The following is a 14591-nucleotide window of genomic DNA, read 5'->3' as shown; positions in this document are numbered from 1 at the left end:
CCGGTCTGAACTCCCCTGAACGCGCTGTCAGGAGGCGCGTGACGTCGGTCCCGCACGGCGGACGCGCAGCTCAGGCGGCGGGCAGCACGACGACGAAACGGGCCCCGCCGGAGGGGGCATCGTCGATGCGCACCTCGCCGCCGTGGGCGAGGACGATCTCTCGCACGATCGCCAGGCCCAGGCCGCTGCCGCCGGCATCCCGCGATCGCGCTTCGTCCAGTCGCACGAATCGCTCGAAGACGCGCTCCCGATCGTCCGGGGCGACCCCGTCGCCGTCGTCGTCGACCCACAGCAGCGCGCGACCCTCGGCGACACGGCATCCGATCGCCACCGTCGTGCGCGCATGCCGCGCGGCGTTGTCGACGAGGTTCCGCGCGACCCGCGCGAGCAGCCGCTCGTCGCCGCGCACGGCCACCGCGGAGATCGCGCGCCCATCGACCGCGACAGCGCCGAGGCCGCGCAAGCGCTGCACCTCGGCGAGCGCGAGATCGTCGAGATCGACGAGGGATGCCGTCGAGACCGCGTTCTCGTCGAGTCGCGCCAGCAGCAGCAGCCCCTCGACGATGTCCTGCATCCGCCCACCCTCCGCCAGCACGACCTCGGCCAGCTCGCCCGGCGCCGTCGTCTCGGGATGCGCCCGCGACAGCTCCGCGAACTGCCGGATCGTCGCGAGCGGCGAGCGCAGCTCGTGCGAGGCATCGCCGACGAAGCGCTGTCGCGCACGGTAGCCGTCCTCGACGCGGTCGAGCATCCGGTTCATCGTGCCCGCGAGCCGATCGATCTCATCGCCCCGTCCGCTGGTGGGGACCCGGCGGTCCAGCGCCGACGCATCGATGCCGTCGACCTGTGCTCGGATCCGCTCGACGGGAGCCAGTGCCCGCGTCACGACGAGCCACACGACGAGTCCGATCAGCGCGATGGCGAGCGGTACCGCAACGGCCAGGAGCGCGCCGGTCGTGCCGACGGCCTCGGTCACATCGTCGACCGAACGCGCCAGCACGAGCGCGCCCCCGTCGATGCGCTCGGCCACGACCAGCATCCGCTCGCCGTCGACCGTCGTGTGCGCGACGGCGTCCTCGTCGGGGATGGGCAGCGACCGGGCCTCGTCCTCGTTCACCACCGTCTCGCCTCCGGTGTGCCAGGCGATGAGGACGTCGTCGTCCCGTTGCTCCACCCCGTCCCGCGTCAGCGTGCCGTCTTCGATGCCGTCGGCCATGGTGTCCAGGTCGCCGCGCAGCTGCTCGGCGACCTGCGAGGTGAGCATGCGGTCGAGGGTGATGACGACGCCCACCGCGCCGAGTCCGAGCGCGAGGGCGACCACCGCGACGGCCACGGCCACGATGCGGGTTCGCAGCGATGTGCGGCGCCGGTCCCCGGCATCCGCTCGCGTGGCGGGGGCGCGCGTGGTGGAGGCGCGCGCGGTGGAGGAATCAGCCACCGTCGGCCGCCAGTCGATATCCCGAACCGCGCACGGTCTGGATGCCGTCGCGCCCGAACGGGCGGTCGACTTTGCGGCGCAGCCGCCCGACATACACCTCGACGATGTTCGGGTCGCCGTCGAAGTCGTCGGCCCACACGTTGTCCAGCACTTCGAGCTTGGTGACGACCTCGCCGCGGCGACGCATGAGGAAGTCGAGCACGGCGATCTCCCGCGCCGTGAGGTCGATCTCGAGGTCGCCGCGGTGCACGGTGCGCGCCGCGGGGTCGAGGCGCAGGTCGCCCGCCTCGAGCACCGCCGGGCGTTCGCGGGCGCCGCGGCGCACGAGGGCACGCAGGCGCGCGACGAGCACGGGGAAGGAGAAGGGCTTCGTAAGCCAGTCGTCGCCGCCGGTGTCGAGGCCTTCGACTTCGTCCCATTCGCCGTCCTTGGCGGTGAGGAAGAGGACGGGGGTCCAGATCTGCTCCGCGCGCAGCGTCGCGCAGACGCGGTAGCCGCTCATGCCGGGCATCATGACGTCGAGCACGATGACGTCGTAGTCCTGCTCGCGCGCGCGCCACAGACCGTCGACACCGTTGTGGGCGACGTCGACCGTCATCCCCTCGGCCTCGAGGCCCCGGCGGACGCCCTCGGCGAGGCGCACCTCATCGTCCACGAGCAGCACGCGCATGGGACCGAGTCTGCCCTGTCCGCGCTGACGGGACCCTGAACCGGTGCCTGAGGGCGGGGTGTGGCCTGCTCGCCGGACCCGAACGACGGGAGGCGACGGCACTCTGCGACAGGCGAGCCCGTCGGGATGGGACCCGGGTCAGGGCCTCCGGGTGACCGTGACGAGCCGCGGGGCGTCGGCGTCGAGCTCGGCGTCGTGCGCCGTCGTGCCGCAGGCCGAGTCGACGCCGTGGCCGTGCCACTGCCGGTCGAGCTCGATCTCCCACCACGCGTCCACGAGGCCGTCGACCATGTCGCGGCCCCACTCGACGATCGTGACGGAGTTGTCGTAGTCCAGGCCCAGATCGTCGAGCTCGGCCGGCGAGCCCAGCCGGTACGCGTCGACGTGCACGAGCGGCGGGCCGCCGACGAGCGACGGGTGCGTGCGGGCGATCACGAACGTCGGGCTCTGCACGGGACCGCGCACGCCGAGACCGGCGGCGATCCCTCGGGTCAGCGTCGTCTTCCCGGCTCCGAGCGGGCCGGTGAGCACGACGAGGTCGCCGGCACGCAGCTGCGCGCCGATCGCGCGACCGAAGGCCTCCATGTCGGCGGGCGAGTCGATCTCGCGTGTGCCCGCGACGGCGGCGAGACCGCTCACTGCGACACCTGCCGGCGCGGCACGCGCGGGCCGATGCGCGTGACGATCTCGTAGTTGATGGTGCCGGATGCCGCGGCCCAGTCGCCCGCCGACGGCACGCCCAGGGTCGGGTCGCCGAACAGCACGACCTCGTCGCCGACCGACACGTCGGCGTCGCCGACATCCACGACGAACTGGTCCATCGCGATCCGGCCGGCGACGGTGAAGCGTCGCCCGCCGATCGTGACCGGGCCGGCACCGGAGGCGTTGCGCGGCACGCCATCGGCGTAGCCGAGCGGTACGAGGGCGAGGGTGGTCTCGGCGACGGTGCGGTGCGCGTAGCCGTACGAGACGCCCTGACCCGCGGGCACGCGCCGCACGGCGGCGACGGCGGCGCGGAGCGTCATGGCGGGCCGGAGCCCCAGCTCGGCCGACGTGCGATCCTCGAACGGCGAGAGCCCGTACATCGAGATGCCGAGCCGCACGCACCCGAGTCGCGCCTCGGGCAGCGCGATCGCGGCGTGCGAGGCGGCGATGTGCCGCAGCGGCGGTGCGATGCCCTGCGCGGCGGCGGCGGCGAGCGCAACCTGGAACCGCGACAGCGCGACGCGGTCGTCGGCGTCGCTCGTGTTCGACAGATGGCTGAAGATGCCGAGGATGCGGACCTTGCCGAGCCGCTCGAGGCGCGCGGCCTCGGCGAGCACGATGCCGTAGTCTGCGGCCGCGATGCCGTTGCGACCGAGCCCGGTCTCGACCTTGAGGTGCACGTCGACGGGGCGGTCGCGGGACGCCGCCGCGGCCGCCGCCTGGAGCTGGTCGTTGCTCGAGATCCCGAGCTCGATGTTCTGCGCCGCGGGCTCGGCGAACGACGCACCCGGCGCATGCAGCCACGCGACGATCGGGGCGTCGATTCCGGCCCGGCGGAGGGCGAGCGCCTCGCCGACGTCGGCCACGCCGAGTCGCGCCGCGCCGCCCTCGAGCGCAGCTACCGCGGAGCGGACCGCGCCGTGCCCGTATCCGTCGGCCTTGACCACCGCGATGACCTCGGATGCGGTGAGGCGCCGCAGGTGCCGCACGTTCGCGGTGATCGCGCCGACGTCGATGACGGCCTCGCGCATGACCCCGTCCGGCATCCGGCTCATCGTCCGCGCTCCGGCTCGGCGGGCGCGACGCCCTCCGCGACGACGTACGCGGCCGCGAGCCCCGCGTCGTGCGAGAGGGAGAGATGGAGGGCGGTGATCCCGCGCTCGGCGACGACGGATGCCGTGGACCCCGAGAGCGCGAAGACGGGACGCCCGGAGGGCTCCGACGCGACCTCGATGTCGGTCCAGTGCACGCCGTCCGAGCCGCCGAGCGCCTTGATGAGGGCTTCCTTCGCGGCGTACCGCGCGGCGAGCGACCGGGGCTTGAGGATCCGCTCGGCCGGCGAGAAGAGGCGCTGCAGGAGCGCCGGGGTGCGGGCGAGCGACTGCTCGAACCGCGGCACATCCACGAGGTCGACGCCGATTCCGATGATCACGGCGTCCTCCTCTCGCGCCGCTGCGCGGCCTCCGCCAGCCTACCTTTCGCCGAACGGAGGTGGCGGCGTGCCGGAACTCCGCCACACCCGGACTCGGCGCGGCCGCGCGTGCGCGTGCGCACCTCAGAGGAGGAGTTACGGCCCGCGCGGCGCGCGGGACGTCCGGCCGTCCCTGGGACTACTCGACGGTGACGGACTTCGCGAGGTTGCGCGGCTGGTCGACGTCGAGGCCCTTGGCCGTCGCGAGCCCCATCGCGAAGATGTGCAGCGGGACGACGGCCAGCAGCGGCTCGAAGAGGGGTCCGGCCAGGGGGATGCGCAGCACCTCGTCGGCGAACGGCAGCACGGCCGCGTCACCCTCTTCGGCGACCGCGATGATGCGGGCGCCGCGGGCGCGGATCTCCTGGATGTTGGAGACGACCTTCTTGTGCAGCTCCGCCGATTCGCGGGGCGACGGCACGATCACGAAGACCGGCTGGCCGGGCTCGATGAGCGCGATGGGACCGTGCTTGAGCTCGCCCGCGGCGAAGCCCTCGGCGTGGATGTAGGAGATCTCCTTGAGCTTGAGCGCGCCCTCGAGCGCGATCGGGTAGCCGACGTGACGGCCGAGGAACAGCACCGACTGCGTGTCGCCCATCCAGTGCGCGAACTGCTCGATGTGCGCCTGCTCGGTCTCGAGCACCCGCGCGATCTTGGCGGGGATGGCCTCGAGCTCGCGCACGTTGGCCGCCGACTGCTCCGCCGACAGCACGCCGCGGAGGCGGCCCACGTGCAGAGCGAGCAGGTAGAGCGCGGTGATCTGGGCGACGAACGCCTTCGTGGATGCGACGGCGACCTCGGGGCCGGCGTGGGTGTAGACGATGGCATCCGACTCGCGCGGGATGGTCGCGCCCTGCGTGTTGCAGATCGAGAGGGTCTTCGCCCCCTGCTCGCGGGCGTACTTGACCGCCATGAGCGTGTCCATGGTCTCGCCGGACTGCGAGATCGACACGACGAGCGTGTCGGGCCCGATCACCGGGTCGCGGTAGCGGAACTCGTGGGCGAGCTCGACGTCCACCGGGACGCGGGTCCACTGCTCGAGCGCGTACTTGCCGACCATGCCCGCGTAGGCGGCCGTGCCGCACGCGATGATGATGATGCGGGTGATGCCGCGGAACAGGTCGTCGAAGCCCTCGAGCTCGGGGATGACCACGGCGCCGTCGCGGACGCGACCGAGGACCGTCTTGGCCACGGCCTCGGGCTCCTCGGAGACCTCCTTGGCCATGAACGACGACCAGCCGCCCTTCTCCGCGGCCGAGGCATCCCACACGACCTCGAACGGCTCGACCTCGACGGTGTTGCCGTCGAAGTCGGTGACCTCGACACCGTCGGGCGTGATCGCGACGATCTCGTCCTGCCCGATCGCGAGCGCGTTGCGCGTGTGTTCGACGAAGGCGGCGACGTCGGAGCCGAGGAAGTTCTCGCCCTCCCCCAGACCGATCACGAGCGGGGAGTTGCGGCGCGCGCCGACCACGAGGCCGGGCTCGTCGCGGTGCATCGCGAGCAGGGTGAACGCACCCTCCAGGCGCGCCGCGACGGTGCGGAACGCGCCGACCAGGTCGTGCGTGGCCTCGTACTCGCGGCCGAGCAGGACCGCGGCGACCTCGGTGTCGGTCTCGCTGCGGAAGGTGTAGCCCTCTGCCAGGAGCTCGTTCTTGAGCTCGGCGAAGTTCTCGATGATGCCGTTGTGGATGACGGCGAGCTTGTCGTCGTCGGCGAGGTGCGGGTGCGCGTTCTCGTCGGTCGGGCCGCCGTGCGTCGCCCACCGGGTGTGGCCGATGCCGGTTGTGCCGTCGGCGAGGGGGTGCGCCTTCAGGTCGTCGCGCAGCACTTTCAGCTTCCCGGCGCGCTTGCGCATCCCGAGGTCGCCGTCGCCGTCGATGATCGCGATCCCGGCGGAGTCGTACCCGCGGTATTCGAGCCGGGCGAGCCCGGAAAGGAGGATCGCCTGGCTGTCACGCAGGCCCACGTATCCGACGATTCCACACATGCACCCCATCGTAAGCGGAGCGGACATGTGAGAAGCCGTCACAAACCCCCCGCCACCCCCGCGTAAACTCTCGGATGCGCGCAACGCCGCAGCGCCCGACGGGGAGGCAGCTATGGACGACGCGATCACCGCACCGACGCGCAGCGCCGTCGCGCACGTCATCCTGGCCCTCTACGGCGTCCTGCTGGCGGCCATCGCGTTCTGGCCCACCCCGGTCGATGCGGGTCTCGGCGGGCTCATCGCGCAGCTCACGAGCACGCTGCCCGCCCTCACCTACCCGCGCCTCGAGTTCGGCGCGAACATCCTGCTCTTCTTCCCGCTCGGCGTGCTGCTCGCGCTGATCCTCCCGCGAGCCCGCTACCTCGTGGTGCCGCTCTCGCTCGTCGTCACCGTGACGGTCGAGTGCGTGCAGGCGATCGCACTGGACCAGCGGACGCCGAGCGTCATGGACATCGTCGCCAACACGACGGGCGCCTGCCTCGGGCTGCTGCTCGTCGCGGTGATCGCGGCGGCGCGGCGCCCCGCACCCGCCCGGACGACGACCGTGGAGCGCGCCGAGATCGAGGACTGACCGCGTCAGAGCTTGCGCAGCTGCACGCGCTCGACGGTGTGGTCGGCGCCCTTCTGCAGGATGAGGCGGGCCCGGTGCCGCGTGGGCTCCACGTTCTCGCGGAGGTTCGGCAGGTTGATGTCCCGCCAGAACCCGAGCGCCGCGGTGACCGCCTCCTCGTCGGACAGGTCGGCGAAGACCTTGAAGAACGAGTTCGGGTTGCTGAAGGCACCCTGCCGGAGCGCGAGGAACCGGTCGACGAACCACGACTCGATGTGCGTCACGTCGGCGTCGACGTAGATGGAGAAGTCGAACAGGTCGCTCACGGCGACGTCGTTCGGGGTCGCGGGCGGCGCGAGCACGTTGAGCCCCTCGACGATGACGACGTCCGGTCGCCGCACCGTGACGTGCGCGTCGGAGATGATGTCGTACCGCATGTGCGAGTAGAACGGCGCGCGCACCTCGGGGGCGCCGGACTTCACCTGCGTGAGGAAGTCGACCATCGCCCGGCGGTCGTACGACTCCGGGAAGCCCTTGCGGTGCATGATGCCGCGCCGCTCGAGCTCGGCGTTCGGATAGAGGAATCCGTCCGTCGTGACGAGCTCGACCCGCGGCGTCCCCGGCCAGCGGCTCATGAGCTCACGCAGCAGGCGCGCCACCGTCGATTTACCGACCGCGACGGAGCCCGCAACCGCGACGATGAACGGGGTGGTCGAATCGGCTTCGCGCAGAAACTCCGCCGTCTCGGCGCCGAGTCGCTTCGTGTTCTCGGCGTAGGTGCTCAGCAGACGGCTGAGCGGCAGGTACACCTCGCGCACCTCGGCGAGGTCGAGTCGGTCGCCGAGACCGCGCAGCTGCACGATCTCCGTCTCGGAGAGGGGGTTCGCCATCCCGGATGCCAGTCGCGCCCACTCCTCTCGCCCGATCTCGCGGTACCGCGCATCGAGGGTGGCCAGGGCGTCTTCGGTGGACATCGCGCCCACTCTATCTGCCCTTGCGCACCCACCCGCTAGCCTGAACGCGTGCGCCTGGGAGTCCTCGACATCGGATCGAACACCGTCCACCTGCTCGTCGCGGATGTCCGCCCGGGTGGGCGGCCGCTCGCGAAGACCAGCCAGCGCACGGTGCTGCGCCTGATGCGCTACCTCGAGCCGGACGGCTCGATCAGCGAGGTCGGCGTCCGCGCCCTGGTCGACGCGGTCTCCGAGGCGCGGCGGATCGCCGACGGCGAGAATGTCGTCGAGCTGCTCGCGACCGCGACGAGCGCGGTCCGCGAGGCCGCGAACGGCGCCGAGGTCATCGCCCGCATCGAGGAGGCCCTGGGACAGGAGCTGCAGGTGCTCGGCGGGGAGTCCGAGGCGCGGTTCACCTTCCTGGCGGTGCGCCGCTGGTTCGGCTGGTCCGCCGGGCAGATCCTCCTCTTCGACATCGGCGGAGGCTCGCTCGAGCTGGCCGCCGGACCCGACGAGCTGCCCGAGGTCGCGGCATCCGTCCCGCTCGGCGCGGGGCGCATGACCGTGGAGTTCCTCCCGCAGGACCCGCCCGGCGAGGACGCCGTCGAGGTGCTGCGCGCGCACGCCCGTGAGACGCTCGCACCCGTGCTCGACCTGATGTCGGGGCAGCCGCGGCCCGACCATGTCGTGGGGTCGTCGAAGGCGATCCGGTCGCTCGCGAAGCTCGCCGGCTACCCCGTGCCGGGCTGGTCGGGCAGCGAGCGGATGCGGATGCCGCGCGCCGCGCTGGGCTCGTGGATCCCGCGGCTGGCCCGCATCCCCGCGTCGGCGCGGCAGGAGCTGCCGGGCATCACCGCCGACCGCACGGTGCAGATCGTCGCGGGCGCGGTGGTGCTGCACACGGCCATGACGATGCTCGACGTCGACGAGCTCGAGGTCTCGCCGTGGGCGCTGCGCGAAGGCGTGCTGCTCCGCTACATCGAGTCGCTGTCCTGGAACGATCCCGCCTAACCCGGCCCGCCGCGTGCGCGGACTCTGGACGCGTGGGCCCGGTTGGGCCATGATGCCGTCATGGCCGCGCCCCGAGCCATCCGCACTCCCGACCAGCGCCTCCGGATCTTCGTCAGTTCCACACTGCGTGAGCTCGAGCCGGAGCGCCGGGCGGCGCGCGCTGCGATCGAGCGACTGCGGCTGGCGCCGGTGATGTTCGAGCTGGGGGCCCGGCCGCACCCGCCGCGGGAGCTGTACCGGTCCTACCTCGCCCAGAGCGATGTGTTCGTCGGGCTGTATGCGCAGCAGTACGGGTGGGTCGCCCCCGGCGAGGACGTGTCCGGTCTGGAGGACGAATACCGGCTCTCCGCGGGGATGCCGAGCCTCATCTACGTCCGCGAGTCCGCGGCCGGCCGCGAGCCGCGCCTGGAGGCCCTCCTCCAGCGCATCCGCGATGACGACCGCGTGTCCTACAAATCCTTCGCCGATCCTGACGAGCTCGGCCGGCTGCTGCAGGACGATCTCGCCGTCCTCCTGACGGAGCGGTTCGACCAGGCGAGGTCCACGGCGCCCGCCGACCAGATCCCCCGGCCCGGCATCCCCGCCCCGTACTCGCCGATGGTCGGGCGCGAGGCGGAGCGTGACGCCACGCTGACCCTGCTCGGCCAGGAGAGCACCCGGCTGGTCACCCTGACGGGTCCCGGCGGGATCGGGAAGTCGCGGCTGGCCATCGAGGTCGCCCTCGAGGTCGCGCACGCGGGGCGCGACGTCGCGTTCACGCTGCTGGAGGCCGTCTCCTCCCCCGAGCGGGTGATCGACTCGGTCGCGCGCTCGCTCGGGGTGCGGGACGCGGCGAGCGAGGGCTCCCTGACCGACCGGGTGATCTCGGCGGTCGGCGAGCGCGACACACTGCTCGTCCTCGACAACATGGAGCATCTGCTCGATGCCACCCCGACGGTGATGGAGCTGATCACCCGCACGCCGCGCCTGCAGGTGCTGGTGACGAGCCGCGCTCCGCTGCGCGTGCGTCCCGAGCGGGTGGTCGAGATCGGGCCCCTCCCGGTGCCCGCCGACGGCACTCGCAGCGTCGCGGCCGCCCTGGACTCCGCGGCCCTCGCCCTCTTCGTCCAGCGCGGCGCGGCCGTGCGGCCCGGGTTCACGCTGACACCCGCCAACGTCGACGCGGTCGTGCGCATCTGTCGGGCCCTGGACGGGGTGCCGCTGGCCATCGAGCTCGCGGCCGCTCGACTGCGCGCGCTCTCCCCCATCGACCTCCTCAGCCGCCTGGACACCGCGCTCGGCGAGTGGGAGGGTCCGCGGGATCTTCCGGAGCGTCAGCGCACGCTGCGCGCGACGATGGCATGGAGCGTGCAGCTGCTCGACGGGCCCGAGCGCACGGCTCTCGCGGCACTGTCGGCCTTCCGCGGCGCCTTCACGGTCGCCTCGGCTGAGCACGTGCTCGATGCGGCCGGGATCGCGGCGCCTCTGGATGCGCTGGCCGGTCTCATCGACGCGAGCCTCGTCGGCCACGGTGTGGAAGGCGACACGAGGGTGTATCGCCTCCTCACGACCGTGCGCACCTATGCGGCCGAGCTGGCCTCCGACGAGGAGCGGGAGCAGTCGGTCACGGCCTGGATCGAGCATTACCGCGGGATGGTGGGGCGCGCGGCGCCGCGGCTGCGCGGTCCCGATCAGCTCGAGCAGCTGGCGGCGCTGGAACTCGAGTCCGAGAACATCGCCGCCGTCGGCCGCGCGCTCGTGGACCGGGGACGGTTCGATGAGGCGGCGGAGTACGCCTGGGCGCTGTACCTCTACCTCTGGATCGGCGGCTACCTGGGCGTCGTGCGGGCCCTGATGGCGGAACTGCTCGCGGCGGCGCCGAGCGGTCTCGCCCCGCACAGTCGCGCGATCGCGCTCTACTACACCGCGGCGGTCCGGTTCTGGCAGGACCCCGCATACGACCCGCGACAGGAGCTGACCGAGTGCCGCGACCTCTTCGACGCGACGGAGGACCCGTCGGGTGCGGCGCTGGCGGGGGTGTCGATCGGGCTCGCCCATCTGGCGCAGCCGACCGGGCCCGATGTCGCCGCGGCGGGCGGCGAACTCGAGCGGAGTCTCGGGGGGTTCCGGGCCGACGACGACACGTGGGGGCAGGCGATGTCGCTCGTGATGCTCGGGCGCATCGCGCTCGCCGTCGGCGATCCGCTCGGGGCGCGTGGCCGGTTCGAGGACAGCCTGACGCTGGCCGCCGCACAGGGTGAGCGGCTGGGCATCGTCATCGCGCACAACCATCTCGGATGGGCGCGGCTCCTGCTCGGCGACCTCGCGGGGGCACGCGAGGAGTTCGGCGCCGGACTCGATCTCTCCCTCGCCCTCGGACACGACGAGGGCATCGCGTACGGGCTGGAGGGGTTCGTCGGGCTGCGTGCGATGGAGTCCGACGCGCGCGGCGCGGGGATCCTGCTCGGCGCCGCGCAGACCCTCCGGCTGCGCAAGGGCCTCATGAATCCGAGCGCCTTCGCCTTCTTCGCCGGTCCCGTCCAGCAGCTGCGAGCGCAGGGACGCGCCGAGGAGCTCGACGAGGCGATCGCACAGGGGCGCGAGCTGTCGATCTCCGAAGCGATCGCCCGTGTCCGTGAGTGACGGCGTGACGCCGGCGACCCGGTGGACCGCGATCGCCATCATCCCGTTCCTCGTCGTCGCCGCCGTGCTGCTCTTCGCGTTCCCCGATCGGACGGGCGAGCTGTTCGCGTGGGCGATCGCGCCGCCGCTGTCGGCGTACCTCCTGGCGTCCGCGTACGTCGGCGGCGTGTGGTTCTTCGTGTGCACCGCTCGCGCCCGGCGCTGGGATGACGTGCGCCACGGCTTCCCCGCCGTCGTCGTGTTCGCGGCCGCGCTGCTGATCGCGACGCTGCTGCACCTCGACGGGTTCTCGCGGAACCTCTCGTTCGCGGTCTGGATCGTGCTGTACGCGACGACGCCGTTCGTCATCGCGGCGCTGGGCATCCGCGAGGCGCGGCGCGCCCGGCCGGCGACCCCCGTCGCCGGCGACGAGGTGATCGTGTCGAGGCCGCTGCGGGCGGTGCTCGTGGCGGTCGGGATCTCGGCGGCGCTGACCGGGGCGGCCATGTTCGTGCTTCCCGAGGTCGCGATCGGCCTATGGGCATGGGAGCTGACACCCCTGACGGCGCGGGTGACCGGCGCCGTGCTGACCCTCACGGGGGTCGTGAACGCCGGCCTCGTGCGCGATGCGCGGTGGAGCGCCTTCCGGGTGCTGTTCCAGGCTCAGCTGGTGAGCCTCGTGGCGATCGCCGCCTCGATCGCGTTCGGCAGCGCCGCCCTTCTCTGGGAGCGCCCGACGACCGCGGGCTTCGTGGTGCTGGTGATCACCGCGCTGCTGCTGTACGCCTGGGTCGCCTGGCGGCACGAGCGGCTGCGCGGACGCGCGCGGCATCCACGGGCCCCGTCGCGACGCGCGTGACCTCGAGCGGCTGGATCGCTGTCAGCTCTCGCCGCGCACGACCTCGGCGAGCTCGTCGGCGAGGCGCTGGGCGGTCTCGGCATCCGCGGCTTCGACCATCACGCGCACCATGAGCTCCGTCCCGGAGGGGCGCAGCAGCACCCGGCCGGTGTCGCCGAGCTCCGCCGAGACCCGGTCCACGGCCGCGACGACATCGGGGTCGGTCGCGCGCGAGCGCTCCACCCCACGGACGTTGACGAGCACCTGCGGGAAGATCGTCATGACGGATGCCAGTTCGGCCAGGCTCTTGCGGGTGCGGGCCATCTCGGCGCACAGGTGCAGGCCGGTCAGCAGACCGTCGCCCGTGGTCGCGAACTCGCTCATGATGACGTGGCCGCTCTGCTCGCCGCCGAGGGCGTACCCGCCCTCGTTCATGGCTTCGAGGACATAGCGGTCGCCGACGCCTGCGGTGATGACCGTGATCCCCTGCGCGGCCATCGCGCGGTGCAGGCCGAGGTTACTCATGACGGTGGCGACGAGCGTGTCGTCGACGAGGTGACCGCGGCGCTTCATCGCGACGGCGAGGATCGCCATGATCTGATCGCCGTCGACGATCCTGCCGTCCGCGTCGACCGCGAGGCAGCGGTCGGCGTCGCCGTCGTGCGCGATGCCGATGTGCGCTCCGGTGCGCACGACCTCCGCCGCGAGCTTGTCGAGGTGGGTCGAGCCGACACCGTCGTTGATGTTGACGCCGTCCGGGTCGGCGCCGATCACGGTGACGCGGGCACCCGAATCGCGGAACGTCTCCGGGGAGACGCCGGATGCGGCGCCGTTGGCGCAGTCCAGCACGATGTGCAGGCCCGTGAGCCGGTTGGGCAGCGACGCCAGAAGGTGGACGACGTACCGGTCCTCGGCATCCGCGAATCGGCGGATGCGGCCGACGTCGCCGCCGGTGGGCTGCAGCTTCGGCCCGGTCATGGCCTCTTCGATGCGGCGCTCGACCTCGTCGGGGAGCTTGACGCCGCCGCGGGCGAAGATCTTGATGCCGTTGTCGGGCGCGGGATTGTGCGAAGCCGAGACCATGACACCGAAGTCGGCGTCGATGTCGGCGATCAGGTAGGCGGCCGCCGGCGTCGGCACGACCCCGGCATCCAGCACGTCCACACCCGACGACGCGAGACCGGCGGCCACGGCGGCCGTCAGGAACTCGCCGGACACGCGCGGGTCGCGCGCGACGACGGCGGTCAGCCGCTTGCCGGCGGCCTTCCGCGCCTCCGCGATACGCCCCTGGCCCAGGACGACAGCAGTCGCCTGGGCCAGGGTGAGCGCGAGGTCGGCGGTGAGGGGGCCGTTCGCGAGGCCCCGCACACCGTCCGTACCGAACAGCGCCATCGAGCGGTTTAGCGCTTCGAGTACTGAGGAGCCTTGCGGGCCTTCTTGAGACCAGCCTTCTTGCGCTCCTTGACGCGAGCGTCACGGGAGAGGAAGCCGGCCTTCTTCAGCGTCGGGCGGTTGTTCTCTTCGTCGATGCCGTTCAGCGAGCGGGCGATGCCCAGGCGCAGGGCGCCGGCCTGACCCGAGGGGCCACCACCGGAGATGCGCGCGATGACGTCGTACGCACCGGCGAGGTTCAGCACCGTGAACGGGTCGTTGATCAGCTGCTGGTGCAGCTTGTTCGGGAAGTAGTCCTCGAGCGTACGGCCGTTGACCGTGATGGTGCCCGAGCCGGGGATCAGACGCACGCGGGCGATGGCCTGCTTGCGGCGGCCCACAGCGGCACCGGGGACCGACAGCACCGGACGGGGCGCCGGAGCGGCCTCGGTGGCAGGGGTCTCGGTGGTGTAGTTCTCCGGGGTCTCGATGGAGTCAGCGATCTTCGCCATCAGTATGTCCTTAGTCTTTTCGGCGGCGCTTACTGGGCGACCTGGTCGAAGGTGTACGTGGTGGGCTGCTGCGCCGCGTGGGGGTGCTCGGCACCGGCGTAGACCTTGAGCTTCGTCAGCTGCTGGCGGCCCAGGCTGTTCTTGGGGAGCATGCCGCGGACGGCCTTCTCGACGGCCCGCTCGGGGTTCTTGGCGAGGAGCTCTTCGTAGGTGACCGACTTGAGGCCGCCCGGGTAACCGGAGTGGCGGTAGGCCTTCTTCTTCTGGAGCTTCTGCCCGGTCAGGGCGACCTTGTCCGCGTTGATGATGATGACGAAGTCACCGGTGTCGACGTGGTTGGCGAAGGTGGGCTTGTGCTTGCCGCGGAGGATCGTGGCCGCGTGCGAGGCGAGTCGGCCGAGGACGACGTCGGTCGCGTCGATGACCAGCCACGAGCGCTGGATCTCGCCAGCCTTGGGGGTGTAAGTGCGCGTCACTGTAG

14 protein-coding genes are annotated in these 14591 nt (G+C 72.1%); 4 read left to right on the top strand and 10 right to left on the bottom strand.

Going from position 1 to position 14591, the window contains the following annotated elements:
- Positions 1 to 70: 70 nt before the first annotated feature.
- The 6 genes from QZL85_RS10725 to glmS all read right to left on the bottom strand — a co-directional run bounded on the left by QZL85_RS10725 (position 71) and on the right by glmS (position 6274).
- The gene (locus QZL85_RS10725; RefSeq protein ID WP_295576625.1) at positions 71 to 1438 is read right to left on the bottom strand and encodes a cell wall metabolism sensor histidine kinase WalK; all 1368 of its coding nucleotides are present in this window, start codon (positions 1436 to 1438) and stop codon (positions 71 to 73) included.
- On the bottom strand, positions 1431 to 2108 hold the full coding sequence (locus QZL85_RS10720; RefSeq protein ID WP_295576624.1) for a response regulator transcription factor: 678 nt from the start codon (positions 2106 to 2108) through the stop codon (positions 1431 to 1433). The genes QZL85_RS10725 and QZL85_RS10720 overlap by 8 nt, the downstream gene beginning before the upstream one ends.
- A 138-nt stretch (positions 2109 to 2246) precedes the next feature.
- Complete coding sequence (gene tsaE / locus QZL85_RS10715) at positions 2247 to 2747, bottom strand: tRNA (adenosine(37)-N6)-threonylcarbamoyltransferase complex ATPase subunit type 1 TsaE (protein WP_295576623.1); 501 nt, start codon at positions 2745 to 2747, stop codon at positions 2247 to 2249.
- A complete protein-coding gene (alr, locus tag QZL85_RS10710) occupies positions 2744 to 3868 on the bottom strand; it encodes an alanine racemase (protein WP_295576621.1) in 1125 nt (374 codons plus the stop codon). The genes tsaE and alr overlap by 4 nt, the downstream gene beginning before the upstream one ends.
- Complete coding sequence (locus tag QZL85_RS10705) at positions 3865 to 4245, bottom strand: holo-ACP synthase (protein WP_295576619.1); 381 nt, start codon at positions 4243 to 4245, stop codon at positions 3865 to 3867. The genes alr and QZL85_RS10705 overlap by 4 nt, the downstream gene beginning before the upstream one ends.
- 178 nt (positions 4246 to 4423) lie before the next feature.
- Positions 4424 to 6274 (bottom strand): glutamine--fructose-6-phosphate transaminase (isomerizing), encoded by a 1851-nt coding sequence (gene glmS, locus QZL85_RS10700; RefSeq protein WP_295576617.1) that lies wholly within the window; start codon positions 6272 to 6274, stop codon positions 4424 to 4426.
- 112 nt (positions 6275 to 6386) lie between these two features.
- On the opposite strand from glmS, the gene QZL85_RS10695 reads away from it, so the two are divergent.
- On the top strand, positions 6387 to 6845 hold the full coding sequence (locus QZL85_RS10695; RefSeq protein WP_295576615.1) for a VanZ family protein: 459 nt from the start codon (positions 6387 to 6389) through the stop codon (positions 6843 to 6845).
- Positions 6846 to 6850: 5 nt separating this feature from the next.
- Here QZL85_RS10695 and coaA read toward each other — a convergent pair whose 3' ends face one another.
- Positions 6851 to 7798 carry a type I pantothenate kinase gene (gene coaA, locus QZL85_RS10690; protein ID WP_295576613.1) on the bottom strand — a complete coding sequence of 316 codons (948 nt, stop codon included), beginning with the start codon at positions 7796 to 7798 and terminating at the stop codon, positions 6851 to 6853.
- 48 nt (positions 7799 to 7846) lie between these two features.
- Between coaA and QZL85_RS10685 the strand changes: the two genes are divergently transcribed.
- From QZL85_RS10685 to QZL85_RS10675, 3 genes are read left to right on the top strand one after another with little or no spacing between them, the layout of a single operon-like run.
- Complete coding sequence (locus QZL85_RS10685; RefSeq protein ID WP_295576605.1) at positions 7847 to 8788, top strand: Ppx/GppA phosphatase family protein; 942 nt, start codon at positions 7847 to 7849, stop codon at positions 8786 to 8788.
- Between the two features lie 60 nt (positions 8789 to 8848).
- Positions 8849 to 11410 carry a DUF4062 domain-containing protein gene (locus QZL85_RS10680; RefSeq protein WP_295576604.1) on the top strand — a complete coding sequence of 854 codons (2562 nt, stop codon included), beginning with the start codon at positions 8849 to 8851 and terminating at the stop codon, positions 11408 to 11410.
- A 4-nt stretch (positions 11411 to 11414) separates the two neighbouring features.
- Positions 11415 to 12248 (top strand): hypothetical protein, encoded by an 834-nt coding sequence (locus tag QZL85_RS10675; protein ID WP_295576603.1) that lies wholly within the window; start codon positions 11415 to 11417, stop codon positions 12246 to 12248.
- A 21-nt stretch (positions 12249 to 12269) separates the two neighbouring features.
- On the opposite strand, the gene glmM is transcribed toward QZL85_RS10675, so the two are convergent.
- Genes glmM through rplM form a run of 3 tightly spaced genes read right to left on the bottom strand, consistent with a single transcriptional unit; the run spans position 12270 to position 14586 of the window.
- Positions 12270 to 13619: a phosphoglucosamine mutase gene (gene glmM / locus QZL85_RS10670; protein ID WP_295576602.1), complete on the bottom strand. Its 1350-nt coding sequence runs from the start codon at positions 13617 to 13619 to the stop codon at positions 12270 to 12272.
- An 8-nt stretch (positions 13620 to 13627) separates the two neighbouring features.
- On the bottom strand, positions 13628 to 14110 hold the full coding sequence (gene rpsI, locus QZL85_RS10665; protein ID WP_295576601.1) for a 30S ribosomal protein S9: 483 nt from the start codon (positions 14108 to 14110) through the stop codon (positions 13628 to 13630).
- A gap of 29 nt (positions 14111 to 14139) precedes the next feature.
- Positions 14140 to 14586, bottom strand: coding sequence for a 50S ribosomal protein L13 (rplM, locus tag QZL85_RS10660; protein ID WP_295576599.1), 447 nt, complete (start codon positions 14584 to 14586; stop codon positions 14140 to 14142).
- Positions 14587 to 14591: the final 5 nt, after the last annotated feature.

Origin of the sequence: uncultured Microbacterium sp. (genome assembly GCF_900078385.1) — a bacterium.
Taxonomy (GTDB): Bacteria; Actinomycetota; Actinomycetes; order Actinomycetales; family Microbacteriaceae; genus Microbacterium.
This window is presented reverse-complemented; position numbering and strand designations above follow the sequence as displayed.